Origin of the sequence: Chitinophaga solisilvae (assembly GCF_009928525.1) — a bacterium.
GTDB lineage: Bacteria > Bacteroidota > Bacteroidia > Chitinophagales > Chitinophagaceae > Chitinophaga > Chitinophaga solisilvae.
In genome coordinates this window covers 590,431-611,155 of the sequence record NZ_JAABOK010000002.1, presented here as the reverse complement: position 1 = coordinate 611,155, position 20,725 = coordinate 590,431, and the positions used below count along the sequence as shown (strand labels likewise).

At 48.4% G+C, this 20,725-nt stretch carries 12 protein-coding genes; 3 read left to right on the top strand and 9 right to left on the bottom strand.

Features of this window, described 5'->3' with window-relative positions; translation table 11 throughout:
* Window positions 1–145 precede the first annotated feature (145 nt).
* From GWG06_RS05230 to GWG06_RS05200, 7 genes are all read right to left on the bottom strand, one after another.
* On the bottom strand, window positions 146–1,987 hold the full coding sequence (locus tag GWG06_RS05230; protein WP_160711794.1) for a hypothetical protein: 1,842 nt from the start codon (window positions 1,985–1,987) through the stop codon (window positions 146–148).
* A 443-nt stretch (window positions 1,988–2,430) separates the two neighbouring features.
* Window positions 2,431–3,132, bottom strand: coding sequence for a DUF3823 domain-containing protein (locus GWG06_RS05225; protein WP_160711792.1), 702 nt, complete (start codon window positions 3,130–3,132; stop codon window positions 2,431–2,433).
* An 11-nt stretch (window positions 3,133–3,143) separates the two neighbouring features.
* Window positions 3,144–5,093, bottom strand: a complete 1,950-nt coding sequence (locus GWG06_RS05220; RefSeq protein ID WP_160711790.1) for a RagB/SusD family nutrient uptake outer membrane protein — start codon at window positions 5,091–5,093, stop codon at window positions 3,144–3,146.
* Between the two features lie 19 nt (window positions 5,094–5,112).
* Window positions 5,113–8,265, bottom strand: coding sequence for a SusC/RagA family TonB-linked outer membrane protein (locus GWG06_RS05215; RefSeq protein ID WP_160711788.1), 3,153 nt, complete (start codon window positions 8,263–8,265; stop codon window positions 5,113–5,115).
* A gap of 74 nt (window positions 8,266–8,339) precedes the next feature.
* Window positions 8,340–10,394: a beta-L-arabinofuranosidase domain-containing protein gene (locus tag GWG06_RS05210; protein WP_160711786.1), complete on the bottom strand. Its 2,055-nt coding sequence runs from the start codon at window positions 10,392–10,394 to the stop codon at window positions 8,340–8,342.
* Between the two features lie 3 nt (window positions 10,395–10,397).
* Complete coding sequence (locus GWG06_RS05205; protein ID WP_160711784.1) at window positions 10,398–12,245, bottom strand: glycoside hydrolase family 2 protein; 1,848 nt, start codon at window positions 12,243–12,245, stop codon at window positions 10,398–10,400.
* Between the two features lie 27 nt (window positions 12,246–12,272).
* On the bottom strand, window positions 12,273–13,295 hold the full coding sequence (locus GWG06_RS05200; protein ID WP_160711782.1) for a glycoside hydrolase family 43 protein: 1,023 nt from the start codon (window positions 13,293–13,295) through the stop codon (window positions 12,273–12,275).
* A 177-nt stretch (window positions 13,296–13,472) separates the two neighbouring features.
* Here GWG06_RS05200 and GWG06_RS05195 point away from each other — a divergent pair, with 177 nt between their 5' ends.
* On the top strand, window positions 13,473–16,640 hold the full coding sequence (locus GWG06_RS05195; RefSeq protein ID WP_160711780.1) for a ligand-binding sensor domain-containing protein: 3,168 nt from the start codon (window positions 13,473–13,475) through the stop codon (window positions 16,638–16,640).
* The gene (locus GWG06_RS05190; protein WP_160711778.1) at window positions 16,622–17,401 is read left to right on the top strand and encodes a response regulator transcription factor; all 780 of its coding nucleotides are present in this window, start codon (window positions 16,622–16,624) and stop codon (window positions 17,399–17,401) included. Before GWG06_RS05195 ends, GWG06_RS05190 begins: the two co-directional genes overlap by 19 nt.
* 26 nt (window positions 17,402–17,427) lie before the next feature.
* Here GWG06_RS05190 and GWG06_RS05185 read toward each other — a convergent pair whose 3' ends face one another.
* Window positions 17,428–18,426: a hypothetical protein gene (locus GWG06_RS05185; RefSeq protein WP_160711776.1), complete on the bottom strand. Its 999-nt coding sequence runs from the start codon at window positions 18,424–18,426 to the stop codon at window positions 17,428–17,430.
* A 238-nt stretch (window positions 18,427–18,664) separates the two neighbouring features.
* Between GWG06_RS05185 and chrA the strand changes: the two genes are divergently transcribed.
* On the top strand, window positions 18,665–20,008 hold the full coding sequence (gene chrA, locus GWG06_RS05180; protein WP_160711774.1) for a chromate efflux transporter: 1,344 nt from the start codon (window positions 18,665–18,667) through the stop codon (window positions 20,006–20,008).
* A gap of 2 nt (window positions 20,009–20,010) precedes the next feature.
* On the opposite strand, the gene GWG06_RS05175 is transcribed toward chrA, so the two are convergent.
* Window positions 20,011–20,673: a class I SAM-dependent methyltransferase gene (locus tag GWG06_RS05175; protein WP_160711772.1), complete on the bottom strand. Its 663-nt coding sequence runs from the start codon at window positions 20,671–20,673 to the stop codon at window positions 20,011–20,013.
* Window positions 20,674–20,725: the final 52 nt, after the last annotated feature.

The window sequence follows — 20,725 nt, the reverse complement described above, 5'->3', positions numbered from 1 at the left end:
TAGCGTTCCATAAAAATCATCTTTCCATGATGTAAAAAAGATGACCGGATAGTTTTAACAGCAGGAGTATCGCTGTTATGACAATAACAATAACAGGGCGTTTCCGCATAAATGCAGAAACGCCCTGTTATCATTTAATACAATATTATTTGCAGAAAATAATCTCTCTGCCATTGGTATCATCATTTAATTCGCCGTTGGTGAGCTTCCGCCGGGAAACCAGTGTGAGCTTGTAGGCGCAGGACGGCCAGGTGCTGAAGGCGGGAGTAACCGTACCAGGTGTAGCAAAGTCAATCACATTATTTACACCACGCGGTACAGTACCTGAAGCACCGGTAATGGTGATGCCTCCGGGGACAGCAGCACTGGCAATACCCAATGCCCACTCAGCTATCAGTTCATGGTCTGCAGTATAACGTACATGCGCATGGGTAGTAATAGGCGTACAGCCGCTTAAACCGGTACTGAGTTCATCGAGTTGTAACAGCCTTACTTCTTCCCAGTTATTGATATAGATCACTCCTTTGGTGGCCTGCTCTCTGAAATGCGGAGAGGCAGGGTTAGCAGGATCATCGGTTGTCTGATAAGCGAAGAATACGCGTCTGCCGTTCTTAGGGCTGGCCGGAGCATTGCCTGGCGCATCTCCCGGCGTTTCAGCATTTCCACCGGGAACAAGCACGTTGGTATTTACCCACAACAAAGGGCCGATAAAGCCGTTATCTATTCCGCGCTGATCTACTCTTACCCAGCCATTGGCATCCTGATGCAATACATGATCCGGAATATCGCCGGGTGCGCCATCCGGCGGAATGCTATCGGGTACGGAGGCCGGCTGATTCGGATCAATCACAATATCCTGATCTGCCAGCACGCCATTCCAGATAATTCTGCGCAATCCTACCACCAGTCTTCGCTGATCTGTTTGCGCCAGTGTTACAGGATTCCAGGTAGCGCCGTCATACGAATAGGTGAATCGGTAAAACAGGGGCCTGGTAGTATCTGTCGGCACTTTCTTGGTAGCATAGCCTACCAGTTTCACCGAACCGTAAAAACCAAAGCCAATACCGCTGGCAAAGGAGCGGTTAATGGCAGTAAGACCGCCGGCATTAATATCTCCACTGATTTTGTATGCACCGAAACGGGTGAACAATGGATCATCAGCCGTATAAATTTCGCCGTCGGGAACACAGAGTTTTACACAGAAACAGTTGTGTGCATTTGTGCGGGCACTCGTATGCCCCATGCTCCGCGGTTCTGCCAGCAGTACACTGCCGGAACCTGATTCCACGCGGAAATACAGATCCGGTCCTGCAGGCCATTCTACATTCAGCCAGCTTAACAGTGTTTTGGAGAAATCAGCGGAGGAGTAAACAATTCTGAAATGACCGGATGCATCTGTAAAATCGCTGCCCAGAGGGTCATCCTGGATGAGGTCTACATCATACGCAAAAACGCGCAGGCCATTCAGTGGTTTGCCGGTCTGGCAATCCACTACTTTTCCGCAGATCACCCAGCGGTCCAGCATCTTCAGAATCTGGCACCACCACTTGGATGCGATACAATATTCCCAGCCAAAGAAATAATCTCCCTGGTTGGCTGCATTCCTTTCCCGCCATTGTGGCTGCAAGGTTGTCAGGTGAAACTGGAAGTTCGTTATTTTCTTCGGCGGTACCGGTTTACCAAAGCCGGTTCCGCAGTAGAAGTCAATATCAAATGCTTCTCCTTTGTAATTTTCTTTTTCTCCGAGATTAAAAACAAATTCACCATTTTCATCAGCGGTGGTTTCTGCCAGGAGCAGTTTACTTTTTACATTAACGGCTTCTTCACTTACCTGGTGAAAAGTCTGGCTGGTATCTGCGACTGCCATTACAGCGAGTGCTTCCCTGTTATCGGTGCGGTACAGCCTTACTTTGACTCCTGCCAATGGCTCTCTGCAATCATCATTACACAAGATACCGCATAACTTTCCTTTAAAAACGTAGTTCATAACAATTGGTGTTTGGGGCGCCTACTCATATTTCCCTTTTCGGCTAACGGGCGCCTACTCTTTCACGGATTTTCGGCTTGCTCCGGAATAATATGCTATCTGAACAGGATCCCGATGGTGAAATGCAGGAAGGTGGATTTGTTATCAACGAATACCTGGGGATTAACAGGGTATATCCTCAATTCCTGCAGCCGGCAATCATTTATGCCTTTACCTGCCCGGGGGATCCGGGTGTTGCTCCCCCCTGTTTAATTAGTCGGGAAAGGATAGAAAAAGGTAAACAACCGCTGAAAATCAGGGTTAGGGGAAGACAGCAGGAAGCGATAAGAAATAATTACCCGGCCGTTGAACGACATATAAATAAAAAAGGTTTCGATTGTATCGAAACCTTTTATTCTAAAACTTTTCACAGGAAAAGGATACTGTCATATCCGGCCCATCCTTTACAACGCTACCTCCTGCACCGGCGAATAAATCATATCTTCCACACCGGCTATCTTCAGCCCTACCCGCGCAAAAACCGTCTTCTGCTCCGGCACCAGTGCCGGTACATCTACCTGCAGACTGATACCCGCAGGATCTGTTATTGCTGCTCCGCTCATATCTTTTGTAGCCACGCTGTTACGTCCATCTACGAACTGTGTCTTACAGATGTACAATGATACCCGCTCAATGTCTTTTGCGGCAGCATCCTTAATAATCTGCTCTGCAGCAAAAGTAGCAGTCACCTTCCTGCCGGCTGCTGTAAACTTTGCCTGACGGATCATGTAATACGGCAACACCTCTATGTCACGCGTGAGGTTACCTGACAACTGCAGCAGGATCGTATCCGAGTTGGTGGTTTTATCTGTTAAGGAGCGGAATGGCCCCTGCGCTGCAGGAATTACCAGTTTATAGGAGGCATCGAACAACAGCGCCGAGAAAGAGCCATCCTGGGAAACGTTCACCACAATGGGCGTACTTTTCCCCCACCCTGGTTCCCATAGCTCAAAATACACCTCGTTATAGCTGACGTTAACCGGCTGTCCCTGGTATACCAGCCGTCCGCTGAATGCGCCGGATGGCGCTTTGTAATTATCTTTCTTACAGGAAACAGATAATATGCCCCAGGCAATCAATATAGCATACTGAATATTAGCTTTCATAATACATTGCTTTACTGGTTAGGATTCTTCACAATTTTCGGATTATTGTTCCTGATATCATCATTGATGGCAGCGTAGTAATTGCCCAGCCGGAAGCCGTGCGCTGACGTTACCGCGCCTGGCAGCACCTGTTTAAAGATATACTTGCCGTTGTTGGGGCTGCCGGGGTCATATACCTTGTAAGGCCACAACGCAAACACACGGGTGCTGGGTTCGTCGCTTTTTCCGGGATTGGTGGTCAGCGCAGTTCGTACGCCATTCCAGACTTTATGCGCCAGCCGCCAGCGTTTCATATCCCAGAATTCATGGCCTTCAAATGCCAGCTCTACTTTCCTTTCATGTACGATACGGTCGAAAGTCATATCTGCCGCTGTAAGCGGGATTTTAAACCCGGCCCTCTCCCTTACCTGGTTGATATAGCCTGCTGCCACATCCCGCTGTCCCAGCTCAAAAGCCGCTTCCGCCGCATTGAGCAGTACTTCGGCATAACGGTAGCGGATCCACCATACTTCACTCTGCGTACCAATACGCCCGGAACCGACAGTAGGGTCCATGTACTTCCGGATGATAAAACCTGACTGCGCACTGAACTCCAGATTATTCACCGGCCCGTCATAGCCCACGACCTGCACTTCCGGCCCGTTCGGCTCCAGCCGGGATTTGGCGCCGAAGTTATCTCCCGTAACTATATCCCCGTTCCTGCGGATATAACCGGCCCATATATCCACCTTTTTATCTTTAAATTCAGATCCCGGCAAGATAACGGTGGCGGCTAAACGAGGGTCCCTGTTTGCGAACAGATCCAGCGGATCATTGTAGTATACGTATCCGCCGCCGGGTGCATTGATATTTAACGGCGCGAAGGTGTTGTCCAGCAGTTCGAATGACTGCACCAGGTTCAGCGACGGGTTCAGCCGGCCACCCTGCTGCTCTTCCGCATTGGAGCGGGGCTGGCTCCATAACGTCCACGGCTGTACTCTTCCGCTCTGCAGTTTAAAATCCTTGGCGAAGATCACTTCCGGATTAGCGCCTTTATCGATAAACAGGCTGATGAAATTCTGTGTGAAGTTATCTGCGTTCTTTTTGTAGAGTGCGTAACTGCCGCTGTTAATCAGCTCTTTCGCAGCATTCAGGGCAATGGTATAATAGTCATTGGCTTTGGCTACCGGTATACCTGCTTCACCACCCGGTAAAGATACCTGCGGCGTGGTAACGCCATGCCGGGCTATTGATCCGGCATACAAAGCCGCCCTTGTTTTTGTTGCCAGCGCAAGGCCTGCCGTGGCGCGGGTTTTACTGACTGCGCCTGCAGGCAGGTATTTTCTTACGGTATCCATTTCGCTGATAACGAAATCATATATTTCTGATTCCTTTGCGCGCGCATGCTGCAGATATGCCGGATCGCCCTTGTAGTCGTAGGTCATCGGCTGCAGTATCAGGGGAACGCCGCCTACTCTTTTTACTTCTTCAAAATATACGACCGCTCTCAGGTATCTGGCTTCTGCAATGAAGCGGTTTTTCACTTCCTGCTTCAGTTTGGTGGAGGTGCCGCATTTATCAATGAAGATATTCAGTTCGCGTATATACGCATAGTCCCAATAGGTTACTTCTCCGGCGCCCTTTACAATCATACCCGGAAACACATAAGGGTAATCGCTGGCGCCATGCCGCCAGTACTGGCCGTTCTCTGAGGCGAAGGCTTCATCGAAGCGCGCAAACTCGCCCCAGTTATCGATGGTTTGTACAACCATAGAAGGAATGGGAGAATTGTTTACATCAGTCTGACGATCCGGATAGCGGTCGTAAAGGTCTGCCAGAACAGAGAGAATCAGCCCTTCATCATTCCAGAGCTGATCGTTCTGCAACACATCGGAAGGCTTTACATTCAGGAAGTCCTTATCGTTACAACCCACATTACAAGCGAGTATAACCAGGCATATATATAACCAGTGCTTTTTCATAACGAGTGTTATTTATTACTTAGAAAGTAAGATTTACGCCAACATTCACCAGTTTATTCTGCGGATACTGCAGGCCGTTTTCATCTGCTATCTCCGGTTCTATTCCCAGGTCTTTTACATTATCGATGGAAAACAGGTTATAGGTATTGATATAGATCCTGGCTTTCTTAAACTTCACCCTGTCCAGTAAATGCTGCGGAATGGAATATCCCAGTTCCATGGTGCGTAACCGTACATAGTGCACATTATGCAGCCAGAAAGTGGAAGGCTTGTTATAGTTACTGTGATCACCCTTATTGAAGCGTAACGGCGGGTTTTTACCGGGTATCCATTTGCTGTTTACATCAAAGGGATCTTCGCGGTGCCAGCGGTCATCATAGAACTGTTTTAACAGGTTGCCACCGTTCTGAAAGGGCCATCTCATCTCCCAGTTCTGATTGTAGGAATACATGGAACCACCCGAAAAATCGGCGGCAAAGTCAAATCCGTTCCACCTCACGCCGAGGTTAAAGCCAAAGTTCACGGTCGGGTTACCGGTAGTCTGGTAACCGATCGGTCGCATGTCTCTGTCGTCGATGACATTATCGCCATTCATATCTTTATAGATGATATCTCCGGGGAGCAGTGTTTTATTTCCTTTCCCGTCTACATTAACGGGGTACTTGTTAATTTCTTCCTGTGACTGGAACTGCCCGATAGCTTCATAACCCCAGTAGATATTATTCCAGCGGTTTTCAATGGAGTTCCGGTAATGATCCCAGGAGTTGCCCCATATAGGTTTGTAGGATTCCAGGAATCTGCTTCTGGAGTAGGAGACGTTACCACCTGCTACAAAATTCACTTTACCTATCTGCGTGGTATAGGCAGCAGAAAATTCGCCTCCTTTCTGCGCATCGCTGTTGACATTTTCATCCGGCAGCCCGTATCCTATTTCACCGGGCACGAGTACATCGTATTTCCTGCCACGCAGGCCGGAACGCTTGCGGTTAAAGAAATCCAGTGAACCATATACTTTACCGTTCCATAACTGGTAATCCAGGCCTATATCTGCAATTTTGCTGACAAACCAGGACAGGCGGTCATTCGGCACTCCTTTATCGCGGGAGCCTCTGATGACGGTACCATCCAGGATCACGGTAGAAGTGCCGTAGGTATAGCCTGATAAATAATCATAGGCGCCGATGCCGATGTCGTCGTCACCCAGCTCTCCGTAAGAGCCGCGGAGTTTTAATTCCGTGAGTATGCTGTTGCCGCCCAGCCATTTTTTAAAGAAGGGTTCTTCTGTTAAGCGCCATCCGGCGGAAACAGAGGGGAAGAAGCCCCATCTTTTATCTGGTGCAAATTTCCAGGAGCCATCGTAACGGCCGGCTATTTCCAGGAAATACCTATCGCCGAAACTGTAGTTGAAACGGCCGATATAGCCGGCTCTTGCCTCTGTCCAGTCGGCATCGTTATAGGTATCCATATCTGAGAACTGGATCAGTGGCAGCTCGTTGCTTTTGGGTACTGCGTGTACCCATACGTCCAGCTCCCGGCGTTTGATTCTTTCTGAAACGAAAGTACCTCCTATGGTATGCCTGCCGAACGTATTGTTGTAGTTGACCTGCCCCTGCAGCACATTCTCCAGTACCTTGTGCGTTCCGCGTTCCCTCCATGGGTTGGAGCTTCCGCCTGTTCTCACATAGGTATCGTTTTCCGGATGATAGGTGTAGGTATCATACGTATATTCGTGCCCGTTCATCAGCTTGTCTGCATAGTAAAACGAATACATACCTTTCAGCGTGAGTCCTTTGATGGGTGTTTCATAGGTTCCGTTGAAATTGGTTTGCAGTACTCTCCAGTTTTCTGTCCAGTAACCGGAAATTTTCTTGCTCTGCACCGCCCAGTTTTCTGTGTTATGCCCGATGTCATTCGGGTACAGCGGGTTATCGTTGGCATATGGCCGCTCTGTGGGGCGGTTGCGGAATAACGCGAAGCGCGGCGCCCAGTAATCATCTCCGCCGGGTACGCCGGGGTTATCCCGTTCTTCAATACGGCCGTTGATCTGCACGCCTACTTTCAGCCGTTTGGCTATCCTGGCATCCACATTACTCTGGATATTGGTACGGTTAAAATCAAATTCTCTTCCCAGTACTGACTTTTGATCCAGGCGGGTCACGGAGAGGTAGTAGTTGATATTTTCTGATCCGCCGGTAGCGTTTACATTAACAGAATGTTGCGGAGCATTTTTTTTGATGATGAAATCGTACCAGTCAAAACTCTGATAACCTTTCTCCGTACCGGCTTTCCATTTCTCCAGTTCGGCCCTGGTAATGTCTGTGCGGGGATCTTCCGCATTCATTTCCGCATCTGCCTTTCCCAGCATCCATTCGTAGGCATTTACGGTTTTGGGGAACCTGGACCAGTTCTGCCATCCCGTATAGGCGTCTACGTTAATGGTGCTGCCGCTGCCCGGTTTACCTCTTTTGGTGGTAACCACGACTACCCCGTTGGCTGCCCGCACGCCGTAAATAGCGGCAGAGGCGTCTTTCAGTACGGTGATACTTTCAATATCGTTGGGGGAAATATTATTGAACTGGCCGGCATCTTTCTGGATCCCGTCAATTACATAGAGGGCATTGCCGAAGTTACGGATCTGTATGGTGGCGCTGGCGCCCGGGCGGCCATCGGGCATACGGAAGGAAACGCCGGGTATTTTACCGGCCAGTGTAGCGCTGACGGTAGAGGCATGTACCCTTTCCAGCTCTTTGCTGGTTACTCCGGAGATAGCGCCGGTAACGGATTCCTTCTTCTGCGTACCGTAACCGACTACTATCACTTCTCCCAGCCCTTTGCTGTCTGTCTGCAGTTTTACATTAATTTCCTTCTGGTCGCCAACGGTGATTTCCTGTTTTACATATCCTACGAATGAAAACACCAGTACGGCATTTCTGTCGGCCACGGTGATATGGTAAGTACCGTTTCCATTTGTGGAAGCGCCTCTGGAAGTACCTTTAACTGCAATGGTGACGCCGGGCAGACCAGCGCCCTGCTCATCGGTCACCTTACCGGTAATGGAAATATCTGTGGGTGCTGCCTGTGCAGACAGTGAGCAAAACAGCCACCATACCGCTATATGCAGGCACAGGCCGGCCACCCGGATGCTATCCGGTATACGTAATCGTTTTTTCATAACCTGGGTTTTGTGAGGTCTTTTTAAATGTCAGTTCTCATAACTGTTGTTTTGGCTGATGTTCTGCTATCGGTTTATTTCACTACGGGGAATGCTACGATTCTGACCTTGGTACAGCCATAAGGTACCAGGGTAATTACATCTTCCTGCTGATTTACCTTGCCTTTGTAAAGGCCGTGCCTGTCGGTTATGGGCTGTGGCGCTACATCTTCGGTCACTTTCCATTCCTCAATTTTTTTGCCTGTGGTGGTGATGGTAACAGGCGCATGGTCCAGGTTCCATACGAAATCTGCGGTCACAGGTTTTACGGCTGTTACCTGCAGGTACCGGGCCGGCGCCTGTATAACCTTTTCGGGGATACCATAATTCCAGTCGCCTTTGGGGTACACGTTGAAATAATCGCCTTCTGCCGCATCCTGTTCTTTCTCCCAGCGCTCACCTAACTTTAACGCATATACGATGGGACCTCTTTCAATGGTGCGGGAATTACCTCCCCAGTTGGAGGTGGTTACCTGCATGGGTAGCTGCAGCGTGAGCTGATCCCTGTTGTGCCAGGTACGGTTAACGGTAATCAGCTGGCCGCCGCCGGCTGTGCGGAGTTTTTCACCGTTTAATATTACAGTTGCCTCCGCGCACCAGGCGGGTATACGTAACTCCAGGGGGAAGGCAGCCGGTTGTGGCATGTCCAGGTTAAAAACCACCTGTTCGTCAAAAGGATAGGCGGTTACTTCCCTGATGGTAATCTGTGTATTGTTTTTACCTACCCTGGCAGTTACTTCACCGGGGCTGTAGGTGAATGCTGCCAGGCCATTGCCGGCGGTGGCGTACCAGAGATGGGACGCGAATTTTGTCCAGCCCTGGTGCATGTTGGCAAGACAACAGGTATACCCGCTGCGCATCCCTAATACGTTGGTCATTCCGCGGTCGAAGGGCAGCGAGAAGTTGAATACGCCGCGTTTGATGTGTACCTGGTTGGCTATCTGGAAATACTGTTTATTGTTGTAGTCATCGGTTGTTTGTGTGGGCAGGGCGTTGAAGGTCATCCGTTCCAGGGCGTCCATATATGCCGGATCACCGGTGATACCGATGATTTCTTCCAGGGAAAACATAGACTCAACGATGGCGCACAGTTCTGTTCCCTGCGTAGGTGCGTTACCGTGAAGGTCTTCATCTGCTGAAAAAACGCCCATAGGCAGCCCGTGCAGGTTCATGATGTCGGTGAAGCCGGTGTGCAGATCCTGCAGGTATTTTTTATTGCCGGTACGCTGGTAGTTCAGTGCCGGGGCTTTCAGTCCCATGCCTACGTTCACACCGTGGCGGCGCATCCAGTGTTGCTCGTTCTGCCGCGCAGCTGCGCCTATTACCCAGTTGCGGTTACCCAACCAGTTGCTCCATGTAAAAGCCTGCGATTCCAGCAGGGAAGCCAGTTCCAGTAGTTTTTTATCTTTCGTGATACTGTACAGCCACTGGGCAATCATGATATTTTCTGACCCGCGGGAAGCGGCCCATTCCGTCCATTTACCCAGGGGACAGGCTTTCAGGGTCTGCAGCTGATAATTAAAGTACTTTGTCATGAAAGGTATTACACGGGCATCGTTGGTAGCTGTATAGTACTGCTGCAATACTTTCAGCATAATCATTTTCGGCCACCAGTCTTCCCCATCAGCGGCGTTACTAACGCCAACGGGTATATTATTTTCCCGTTCTGATTTTGTCAGCGGACCGAAATAGCCGGAAGGCCGCTGGTGCTGCAGGGTCCAGTTGATATAGCGCAATACTTTTTCCTGTAAATTTTTATCATCCAGCAGGTAAGCCAGGGGAACGGCGCCATCCAGCCAGTAGGGGGTTTCTTCCCAGCCATCGCCTTTTCCGCCCAGCCAGCCGTTATCTTTTTTTACTTTGTCATATACTTCATCGAGATGTCCGGTAGTACCGTCACGCATAATTTCCAGCTGGTGCTTCAGCCAGCCCTGCGGCTTTACTGCGCCCAATGGCAGTGGTTTGTAAACCGGGGCTACATAGGTAGTTGCATCAGCCCTGGTACCCGGCGGATGCTGCGCATCCGCCGGTATAAGACCAGCCAAAAAAGTGGAAAGAACGAGTGAGCCAAACTTCTTTCTCCTTTTCATGATTTATGGTTTTATGGTGACCAAAGCCGGGTTATATAACTTCTGATGAACGGCCTTCAATTTATCTAACGGCACCTTTTGTACTTTACGGTCGTAGGTCATCAGGCCGTTTGTTTCTACTTCCACATCAGTGGTCTGTGTGTATACGGCGGCTGATAAACCCTGCCTGATGAACGTTTCCAGCCTGTCGGTAAAGCCGCTGTAACGTTTAAACAGGTCTTCTGCATTTTTAAAGCTCTGGTAGCCCCAGTTATCTTTCTGTTGCCATACGTGTCCGTTAACCGGCAGTCCCAGTCCGCCGAACTCCCCTAATACGATCGCGCGTTTATCGCCATAAATAGCCGGGTCCGGCATGGCGGGTTCGGGGTAGTTATGCAGGTCAATGATATGTCCTATCGGGTAGAAGTTACCGCCGCTGGCAGTATTCACCAGTCGGGACGGATCTTTTTCCATAGTCCACTTAGCGATATCCATAGTTTTAAACTGGCCCCAGGCTTCGTTGAAGGGCGTCCATACTACAATAGAAGGGTAGTTGTACAGATGATCGATGATGACATTCCACTCTTTCCGGTAGTAGCCTTCCGATTCGGCGGAGCGTTGCTTATCGGAGGCGTGACTGATGATGCCGGGGCGGGATTCCCATCCGTTGCCGAGGTCGCCGCTGGGCATATCCTGCCATACCATGATGCCTAACTGATCGCAATAGTAATACCAGCGTGCCGGTTCTACCTTGATATGCTTACGGATCATATTAAAGCCCATGGCTTTGGTCTGGGCGATGTCAAATTTCAGGGCTTCATCGGTCGGCGCGGTATACAATCCGTCAGGCCACCAGCCCTGATCGAGCGGCCCGTACTGGAATACAAAACGATTATTCAGCAGCATGCGTTCAATTCCATTGGCATCTTTCCCGATGGAAGATTTACGCATGGCAAAATAGCTTTTCACTTCATCAATTACTTTGCCTTTACGGGTAACTGTCAGCTTCAGGTCGTACAGGAACGGTGATTCCGGTGACCATAACTTCGGAGCGGTAATTTTCAGCACGGTATTTTCACCATTGATAACACCTTCCGCTACTTTGGTGCTGCCGTCAAAAGCGGTGGCTGTTACCACATCGCCGGCTTTCAGATTTTTCACATCGGCAGTAATGGTCAGGCTTTCCTGGTCTATATCCGGTGTTTGTTTTGTACCGGCGATATAGGTATCGGCTACGCCTTCTACCCATACTGTCTGCCAGATACCTGTTACCGGCGTATACCAGATCCCTTCCGGTTTCTTCACCTGTTTACCGCGTGGCTGCACGCCTTCATCGGTAGGATCCCATACTTTTACTACAATATCCTGTTTGCCTTTCTTTATGAGTGCAGTGATATCGAGGGTGAACGGATCGAAGCCGCCCTCATGCGTACCTGCTTCCTGCCCGTTAACGTATACGGTTGTACGCCAGTCTACAGCCCCGAAATGCAGCAATATTTTTTTGCCCTGCATGGAAGCAGGTAATGCAACGGTTGTATTATACCAGAGGATGTTATCTTTTCCTACATTACGGCCTACGCCTGACAGCGCTGATTCTACGGCAAAAGGCACCAGTATTTTCCCGTCCCAGCTGGCAGGTTTATCTTCATCCTTCGGCTTGACAGCATAGTTCCACAAGCCGTTCAGATTTTTCCAGTTGCCGCGTACCAGCTGTGGGCGCGGGTATTCCGGCAAGGTAGCGGCAGGTGTTACCTGTTCACTCCAGGAAGTGGTAATTTTCCCAGTTACAATTTTCCAGTCCTGCTGCTGGGCCTTTGCGGTATTCCAGCCAAGTCCGAGCGCCAGCGCAAAAATTAGGTACGTCTTTTTCATATGTTTATTTAATCTTAAAAAGTGGTGTTATTCTCCTGAAGGGTTTTTAACGGGTGTATTTATTTTCACCGGTTCTCCCAAAACGGGGCTGCCGTCAGTATTCCAGCCTATCCGCTGCATCCGCGGGTTTCTTTGTGGTCCGCAGCCCTGTGCTGCCTTTGAATTAGCGTGATAAATGATCCAGTCTTCCTTTCTGTCGGGCGATTTAAAAAAGCCGTTATGTCCGGGGGCATAGGCGCCGTTTTCAGGCTTTGATGTCAGCACGGGCTCCGGCGATTTCACCCAGCTGCCGGCCTGTAGGGGATCGGTTCCGTGGCGGAGGCGCATAATCCCCAGCGCGTAATTATCTGTCCAGCATCCTGAGGCAGAAAACACCAGGAAAACGTCTCCTCTTGCATTCCGCAGTATTTCAGGTCCTTCGTTGATGCCGTTGTGTTCCCACGGATATTGCGGAGCAGCTATTTCGACGCGTGGCGAAACCAGCTCCCACGGGCTTTTCATACGGGCGATGTATAACCGTTGTACTACGTCCTTTCCGTTATGGCCACTCCAGATAAAATAGTTTTTCCCCTGGTGCCGGAATACGGTGCCATCTATCGCAAAAAAATCGGCGGCAGTATCCCTGATCTGCCCCCTGCTGGTCCAGGTACCGGTGGCAGGGTCTGCAGCGCTGTTTTCCAGCACAAAGGTGTGTTGCGGATGTATGCTGTCTGACGAGCCGGCGCTGTAATACAGGTACCATTTATTGTTAAGGCGGTGCAGTTCAGGCGCCCAGATGTCTCTGGCATCGGGGCCTTTGGCAGGTGGTGTCCATATCACCACTTCCTTTGCCCTGCTGAGGTCCGACATCTTTTCTGTTTTACGAATAACAAGATGATGACCGGTGGTATGCATATAATAATACATTCCCTTATGCCGTATCACCCAGGGATCAGGACCACTACCCAGTAAAGGGTTGGTAAAAATGCCGGTGGTATCGGCTTTCATAGCGCTGCCAACGCTGCTTACCAGCAGTAAGCATATCAGCGAAAGTAGTTGGCTACCTTTCATAACATGGATTTAGAAAATGGTCTTATTTAAGCGTAAAAACCACGCTTAACATACTTTCTCAAAGAAAGGATTTCCTTTTCTTACGTGGTTGCTTATTCATATCAATTTTTATCGTTTTTGTATCATTCTGCTTTTAGATAATGTTTTATTAGCTTTAATCTTCAGCCACGGTATTGCATGATTCAGGTCCGACACTATATATTTTTACTGTTGCTGCTGTGGACGCAAACACTTTACAGCCAGTCCGTTAATTTCGTTCACTACCAGGTAGAGAACGGATTATCGCATAATGCAGTGCTCTGTACCTTACAGGACCAGCAGGGGTTTATGTGGTTCGGTACCGTATACGGGCTCAATCGTTTCGACGGATATACCTTCCGGGTATTCCGTAATACGGGGCAGCCCGGCAGCCTGGGAGGCAATACCATTATCAGCCTCTTCCAGGATGATAACGGGCTGTTATATACCGGCACAGATAAGGGAGCCTATATCTATAATCCCCGGACTGAACAGTTCCGCATCTTACATAAAACTATTACGGCAGAAGTACGCGCCATTCACAAAGACGGGCAGGGCAATATCTGGATTGCTTCCGGCGGCCGCCTGTTCCGATACCGGGCTGCGGCAGACAGTCTTTATGAACACACAGGATTTCCGGAAGCCTCCGCCATGTGTACCGGCAGTGATGGCCTCCTGTGGGTGGCCTCTTCCGAAGGAAGGATGGCAGTATATGATCCGCAGCAGGACGCCTTCCGCAGTTATTCACTTTTTGATCATTCGCGGCCAACCAGCTCCCGCGGCATACAAAAAATAGTGGCTGCCGGCCGGGATTCCATCTGGGTTTGTACCAATGCACAGGGATTGAAGCTGTTTGATCTGCGCACACGTACCTATAAGGACATGCTTACGGATGCGGCAGATCATACAGAGATATATGCGCGCGATGTGATCCGCCGCAGCAGTGGTGAATACTGGCTTGCATCAGAATCAGGTATCTACATTTATTATCCGGAAAGTGGCTCAGTCATCAACCTGAAAAAAAAATACAACGATCCTTACTCCATATCGGACAATGCCGTATACAGCTTCTGCAAGGACAGGGAAGGCGGCATATGGGCAGGTACCTACTTTGGTGGCATCAATTATTTTCCGCAGCAGTATACGGCCTTTGAAAAATTCTTTCCTAAAACAGGCGCAGCATCTCTCGGCGGCAATGCAGTACGGGAAATACATCCGGATAAATACGGACATCTGTGGATAGGCACGGAAGATGGCGGGTTGAATAAATTCACGCCTGCCACCGGCGATTTCATGAACATCCGGCCAGCGCTGCCACCGCAAACAGGTCTGTCGCACTACAATATCCACGGACTGCTTGTTACCGGCGACTCCCTGTGGATCGGCACTTTCGAACATGGCCTCGACATCATGCACATCCGCACCGGGAAATTTATCCGCCACTATAAAGCCGGCAGCGGCCCTCATGATCTGCACAGCAATTTTATCTATGCCATGCTGCAGACACGTACCGGCGAAATACTGATTGCCACCACCCGCGGATTATTTCAGTATAACCATGACCGTGATGATTTTGACACCGTAACAGAGGCCCCCGACTATATATTCTATACCACAGTATTTGAAGACAGCGAAGGCACCATCTGGCTGGGCACTATCAGAGACGGGCTTTATTATTACAACCGGCGCACCGGGAAAAAAGGACGGTACCGGCATGATACAGCTACTCCCGGCAGTCTGGCTGACAACCGCGTGAACAGGATATTTGAAGACAGCAGCAAGCGGCTATGGCTGGCCACCGACGATGGTCTGTGTCTGTTTCATCCGCAGCAGCAAACCTTTACCACCTACGGCACCCGGCATGGTTTTCTCAGCAGCCTGATTTTCAGCATCCTGGAAGACAGCCACCGGCAGCTATGGGTAACTACCTCCAAAGGGATTGCCTGCTTTTCTCCGGCCACCGGAAAAGCAGCCGTATTTACCACTGCCAACGGTCTGTTAAATGACCAGTTTAACTATAATGCGGTTTATAAAGACAGCAGCGGCAATATGTACTTCGGCAGCGTGAAGGGCATGATCCGTTTTAATCCCGATCACTTTCTGCGCAACAGTTTCCAGCCACCGGTATATATCACCGGTTTCCAGGTATTCGGCAAAGAGGCGCAGGTAGGAGATATATTACAGCAGTCGGTTTCGTTTACAGATACCATCGTACTGTCACACGATCAGTCATCGTTCAGCATTGACTTCGCCGCCCTCAGTTATACTTCACCGGCCATGACCGCCTATGCGTATAAGATGGAAGGGCTGGACCAGGACTGGACCTACCTGGAAAGCAACCGCAAAGCCTATTTTACAAAATTATCTCCCGGCGCCTACCGCTTCCTCGTAAGAGCAGCTAACAGCAGCGGTAACTGGAGCGTATCGCCACGGGTACTGCATATAGAAATACTGCCGCCGTTCTGGGCCAGCTACGGCGCATATACCTTTTACCTGTTATTACTCGGCAGTATTATCTATGGTATCATCAGCTGGTATCATCAGCGTGCCTTGCAAAAACAAAAGCGGCAACTGGAATTGCTGGCACATGAAAAAGAGAAGGAAGTATATCAGGCGAAAATTGAATTCTTCACGCACCTCGCACATGAAATACGGACACCACTTACACTGATTAAAGGACCGATGGAAAATGTGATCCGCAAATCAGCAGAGGTACCGCAGATACAGAAAAACCTGCGTATCATGGAGCGCAATACCGATCGCCTGCTTGACCTCACCAATCAGTTGCTCGACTTCCGCAAAACAGAAATCAATGGTTTCAGCCTGAATTTTGTAAACACCGATATCCCGGAGTTACTGAAAGAAAACCACCTGCGTTTTACACCAGCAGCAGAACAAAAAAACATCCGCTTCAAAATAGAGTTGTCATGTCTTCATTTCTTTGCCTATACCGATACAGAGGCATTACATAAAATAGTAGGCAACCTGCTGAACAATGCCATCAAATATGCCGGCACCAAGGCATCTGTGCATTTGTTACCGGTAGCGGAAGGTGATACTACTTTTACTATATTGGTAAAAAATGACGGGCCTGTTATTCCTCCGGAGATGAAAGAGAAAATATTTGAACCATTTTTCCGGGCGAAAGCAACGGAGGGACAATCAGGCACAGGTATCGGCCTGTCATTATCGAGATCCCTGACACTGCTGCATAAAGGCAGCCTGGAGCTGATAACCACCGAGCCCGGCCTTAATGTTTTTTCTCTTACCTTACCTATTCACCAGGAAATAGAATTTAATCTGAGTACATGGAAAATAAACCGCTGATACTGCTGGTAGATGATAATGAAGAAATATGTTCCTTCATCGCCAGTGATCTGGAAGAAAAATACCGGGTAATAACTGCCCCCAATGGTGCAGCGGCGCTGGAAGTATTGCAGGAGCAACCCGTACAGCTGGTCATCAGCGATGTGATGATGCCGGTAATGGATGGCTTTGAGTTATGCCGTATCATTAAATCCGGTTTTGAATCCAGTCATATTCCCGTCATTCTGCTCACGGCCCGTAATACGCTGCAGGCAAAAATAGAAGGGCTGGAACTGGGGGCAGATGCATACATAGAAAAACCATTTTCACCGGAATTCCTGCAGGCGCAAATTGCCAGCTTACTCAGCAACCGTCATAAAATAAAATCGTATTATGCCAGCACACCGCTGGTACATCTGCGCAGTATGGCGCATACCAGTGCAGACGAACAATTCCTGGAAAAGCTGCAGGACCTGATTCATCAGCACCTCACCAACATCGACCTGGATGTGGAACAACTGGCAGACCTCATGAATATGAGCCGGCCGACTTTTTACAGGAAGATAAAAGCTATTTCAGATTTAACACCGCATGAACTGATTAATATTACCCGCCTTAAAAAAGCAGCTTCGCTATTATCAACCGGCGCGTATAAAATAAATGAGGTAGCGGATCTTTGCGGCTTTGCTTCGCTGACCAACTTCGGAAAGAATTTCCAGAAACAGTTTGGGATACTGCCTTCGAGGTATGTGGCGCAGATACAGGGAGGAAAAGGAGGCTGAATCAAGTCTTATTCAGTAAAGATTTTTCATCTTTTGGTAACGGGGATAATATCATCTAATACATGTACTAATTGGATCTCTGGTTTTTTACGCTTCCATTTATATGAAATACAGTTAATATTTAACCTTTCCAAATCTTTATGTATTTCTTCAACGTATTCTTCTTCGATTAGCAGATAACGTTTTGCTCTTGGGTAATTAAGTCCATAAATTAATAATTGCCCAATTCCGGTATAAAGAGATTGTGTTGTAAGTTTACATTTCACCTCAAAAATATGTGTACAAACTCCTTGTTTATTAATGATGAAAGTATCCATAAATCTGTTCCGGTAGGCTGAAACCTTATGCACTCTAAGTTGGTTAAGTAATTCGTTAACTACAATTGCATGATTAACGCCCCTGAAAACGATCCTTTCTGGCATAGTATATGGAGATCTGAGTAAAGACTCTCCGGCTTCCAACATATTCAATTCATTCTGCACATCAGTTGGGTCACCTTCTTTAAACTCATAAACTTTCTCAATGAAAAAATTCAATTGTTCAATAAAATTCGGAGAAGTCAATTCTCCTACTACGTAAAATAATTCTACCTGTTCATCATAAATTATTTCTTCTCTTGTATCTGAGTACCATCTTACAAAGCCAGACCTACTTATTCCTAACATACCGCCACCAACGCCACCATTATGTAATAAATATACATTCCCATTACTATCCTTTGCAAATCCTCCCCTTATTTGTTTGCTAAAACCTCTAACAGGCACATTAATCTGACACCTACCTCTATTGGTTTTATTCTTATGTGGTTTTCCCCTACCAAAAATATTCCAGTATTTATTACCTCTTTTCTCTATACTCCACCAAAGATTATGCTTTCTTGAAAAATTCGCAATCAGTTCTGGCCTTGTATTAGCACGTGAAGAATACATAATGGGAATCTGGACATCTGCATAGTGAGTCATGATGCTCTTAAAGCTTGAAATACATGCTGCTATTTCATCAGGGTTCGTAATGCCTATTAACATTGAATGAAGTTATACAATTAATGATAATTCAAAACCCAACCATACTATTCTAAATTGCCAGTTTATACCAATACTTATACCTACAATATAAATAATTATTTCATCATTCAAAGAATAGCATACCCAGCATTCAAGTCCTTCAAATATCCATGCTTCCTGCTTGCATCTTACTCTGCAAATCCTTATCTTTACCCCTTCGCCAACCGGTAATTAACCAGCCATTAAAAGTAATCCACGCATGCATCAGAGCAATACTAATCCGGCTATACATAAACCGACACACACCCGGCCCTCCTTCAGAGAAGCCATGCAATTCTGGTTTAAACTGGGCTGGATCAGTTTCGGCGGCACCACCGGGCATATTGCCATTATGCACGACTACCTCGTGGAAAAAAGAAAATGGATCAGCAACAGCAAATTCATCCATGCCCTCAATCATTGCATGATATTACCCGGTCCTGAAGCGCAGCAGCTGGCTATCTATATCGGGTGGAAATTACATGGCAGGAAAGGCGGTATTCTGGCAGGTACATTTTTCGTACTGCCGTCTATGTTAATACTGCTGGCGCTGAGCATTATCTATGTATGTTATGGTAACAGCCCCTGGCTACTGGCGATGTTCGACGGTCTGAAACCTGCGGTGCTGGCAATTATTCTGGTGGCTACCCAGAAAGTAGGCAGTAAAGCATTACTGCAGCCGGTTCATTTCCTGGTAGCTGGCGCCGCCTTTTTCTGCACGTACGTACTGCATACACCCATGCCCTGGATTATTGTTGCTGTGCTGGCGCTGGCTGTGGTGCTGCGTTTCATTGCGCCATCGGTATTACATCTCAAAAAGAAAGAAACCACCGGTGACCAGCAGGAACAGGATTATTACCTGAACATGGCACAACCGGCGCATCGTTCCTTTAAAGGCTCCACTGCATTAAAGCTATTACTCTCCTTTTTATTGCTATGGCTGATACCGTTTATCATGTTGCTGACGCTGGGCGGAGATAAAGGCTTCTGGAAACAGCTGTCCTGCTTCTTTACAGAAACTGCTTTTATTACCATCGGCGGTTCCTACACCGTTATTCCGTATGTGGCGCAGACGGTTGTCGGTAAGCTCTTCTGGCTGAATAAGACCCAGATGATAGACGGGTTCGCGCTGGCGGAAACAACACCCGGACCACTCATCATTGTTCTCTCCTATGTCGGGTTCATGGCAGGCTACAATCATTTCAACGGCTCCCTGCTGATGGGCGCTATCGGACTGCTGGCCACTACCTACTTCACTTTTGTCCCTAATTTCCTGTTCATCTTTATGGGCGCGCCGCTGATAGAACGCTCCCAGGGCAGTATCACCATTCAGAGCATGTTATCGCTGGTAACAGCCACTGTCGTGGGTGTTATCCTGAACCTCACCTTCTTCCTGGGAAAAGATATCCTGTTTCCTGCGGAAGTATCTCCCGGCAGTATCGATTACCTCGCGCTGGGCTGGGTACTGGTAGCGCTGCTGCTGCAGTTGAAGTTCCGCATCAATGTGCTGCACCTGGTTATACTGAGCCTGCTGTACGGACTCCTGCGCTACTGGCTGCTGTAAGACTACTTTGTTGCCAGATAGTAACAGAAGGTGCCGATACCGGTGTTGATAAAATCTGATTCACAGACATCTTTAAACCCCGCCCGGCTGATAAATGCAGGCATACGTCCCTTTACATTATCGTGAGTTGTTTTGAATCCGTCTACCAGCTGTACCAGGTAAAAGGCGCATCGCATCCATATGGAAGCAGGGCGGCCCCAGTCGCCGATAACAAGCCGGCCTCCGGGTTTTAATACCCGGTAAATTTCCTGCAGACAGGCATGCTTCGTTTCGCTGTCCAGCTGATGAAAAACCAGTGAGCTGAATACTTTATCAAAGGAATGATCTGCGTAAGGGAAGGTTGCTCCGTCATACAGATCCAGTTGCAGGCGGAAACCATGTTTAGCTATTTTCCGGGCGGCAATGGCGTTGACTTTAGGATCAATATCAACACCAGTAAGACGGATCTGATTATTTCTTTGCTGCAGGGCTATCAGGTTCTGTCCTGTGCCTGCGCCGAACTCCAGGATAGTTTCTCCGCTATGTGGCGCAACTGCATCGATAAGCCGTTTCCTGAATTCCTTCTCCGGCATGGTCAGTCTTACTATCAGGTCATAGTACCCTGTGAGCTGGTCATAACCCAATGCGGGGATATACTTCTTTTTTCCCTGTACTATTGTTGCCATATCTGCGATTGATTACAGGGCAAAGCTCCCTAAATAACAGCGGTAAAAATTG

What these genes read in the sequence shown, in the direction of transcription:
- GWG06_RS05215 (WP_160711788.1), bottom strand. Translation starts at nt 8,265, where the DNA reads ATGAAAAAACGATTACGTATACCGGATAGCATCCGGGTGGCCGGCCTG.
- GWG06_RS05175 (WP_160711772.1), bottom strand. Translation starts at nt 20,673, where the DNA reads ATGGCAACAATAGTACAGGGAAAAAAGAAGTATATCCCCGCATTGGGT.
- GWG06_RS05230 (WP_160711794.1), bottom strand. Translation starts at nt 1,987, where the DNA reads ATGAACTACGTTTTTAAAGGAAAGTTATGCGGTATCTTGTGTAATGAT.
- GWG06_RS05225 (WP_160711792.1), bottom strand. Translation starts at nt 3,132, where the DNA reads ATGAAAGCTAATATTCAGTATGCTATATTGATTGCCTGGGGCATATTA.
- GWG06_RS05210 (WP_160711786.1), bottom strand. Translation starts at nt 10,394, where the DNA reads ATGAAAAGGAGAAAGAAGTTTGGCTCACTCGTTCTTTCCACTTTTTTG.
- GWG06_RS05200 (WP_160711782.1), bottom strand. Translation starts at nt 13,295, where the DNA reads ATGAAAGGTAGCCAACTACTTTCGCTGATATGCTTACTGCTGGTAAGC.
- GWG06_RS05185 (WP_160711776.1), bottom strand. Translation starts at nt 18,426, where the DNA reads ATGTTAATAGGCATTACGAACCCTGATGAAATAGCAGCATGTATTTCA.
- GWG06_RS05190 (WP_160711778.1), top strand. Translation starts at nt 16,622, where the DNA reads ATGGAAAATAAACCGCTGATACTGCTGGTAGATGATAATGAAGAAATA.
- GWG06_RS05220 (WP_160711790.1), bottom strand. Translation starts at nt 5,093, where the DNA reads ATGAAAAAGCACTGGTTATATATATGCCTGGTTATACTCGCTTGTAAT.
- GWG06_RS05205 (WP_160711784.1), bottom strand. Translation starts at nt 12,245, where the DNA reads ATGAAAAAGACGTACCTAATTTTTGCGCTGGCGCTCGGACTTGGCTGG.
- GWG06_RS05195 (WP_160711780.1), top strand. Translation starts at nt 13,473, where the DNA reads ATGATTCAGGTCCGACACTATATATTTTTACTGTTGCTGCTGTGGACG.
- chrA (WP_160711774.1), top strand. Translation starts at nt 18,665, where the DNA reads ATGCATCAGAGCAATACTAATCCGGCTATACATAAACCGACACACACC.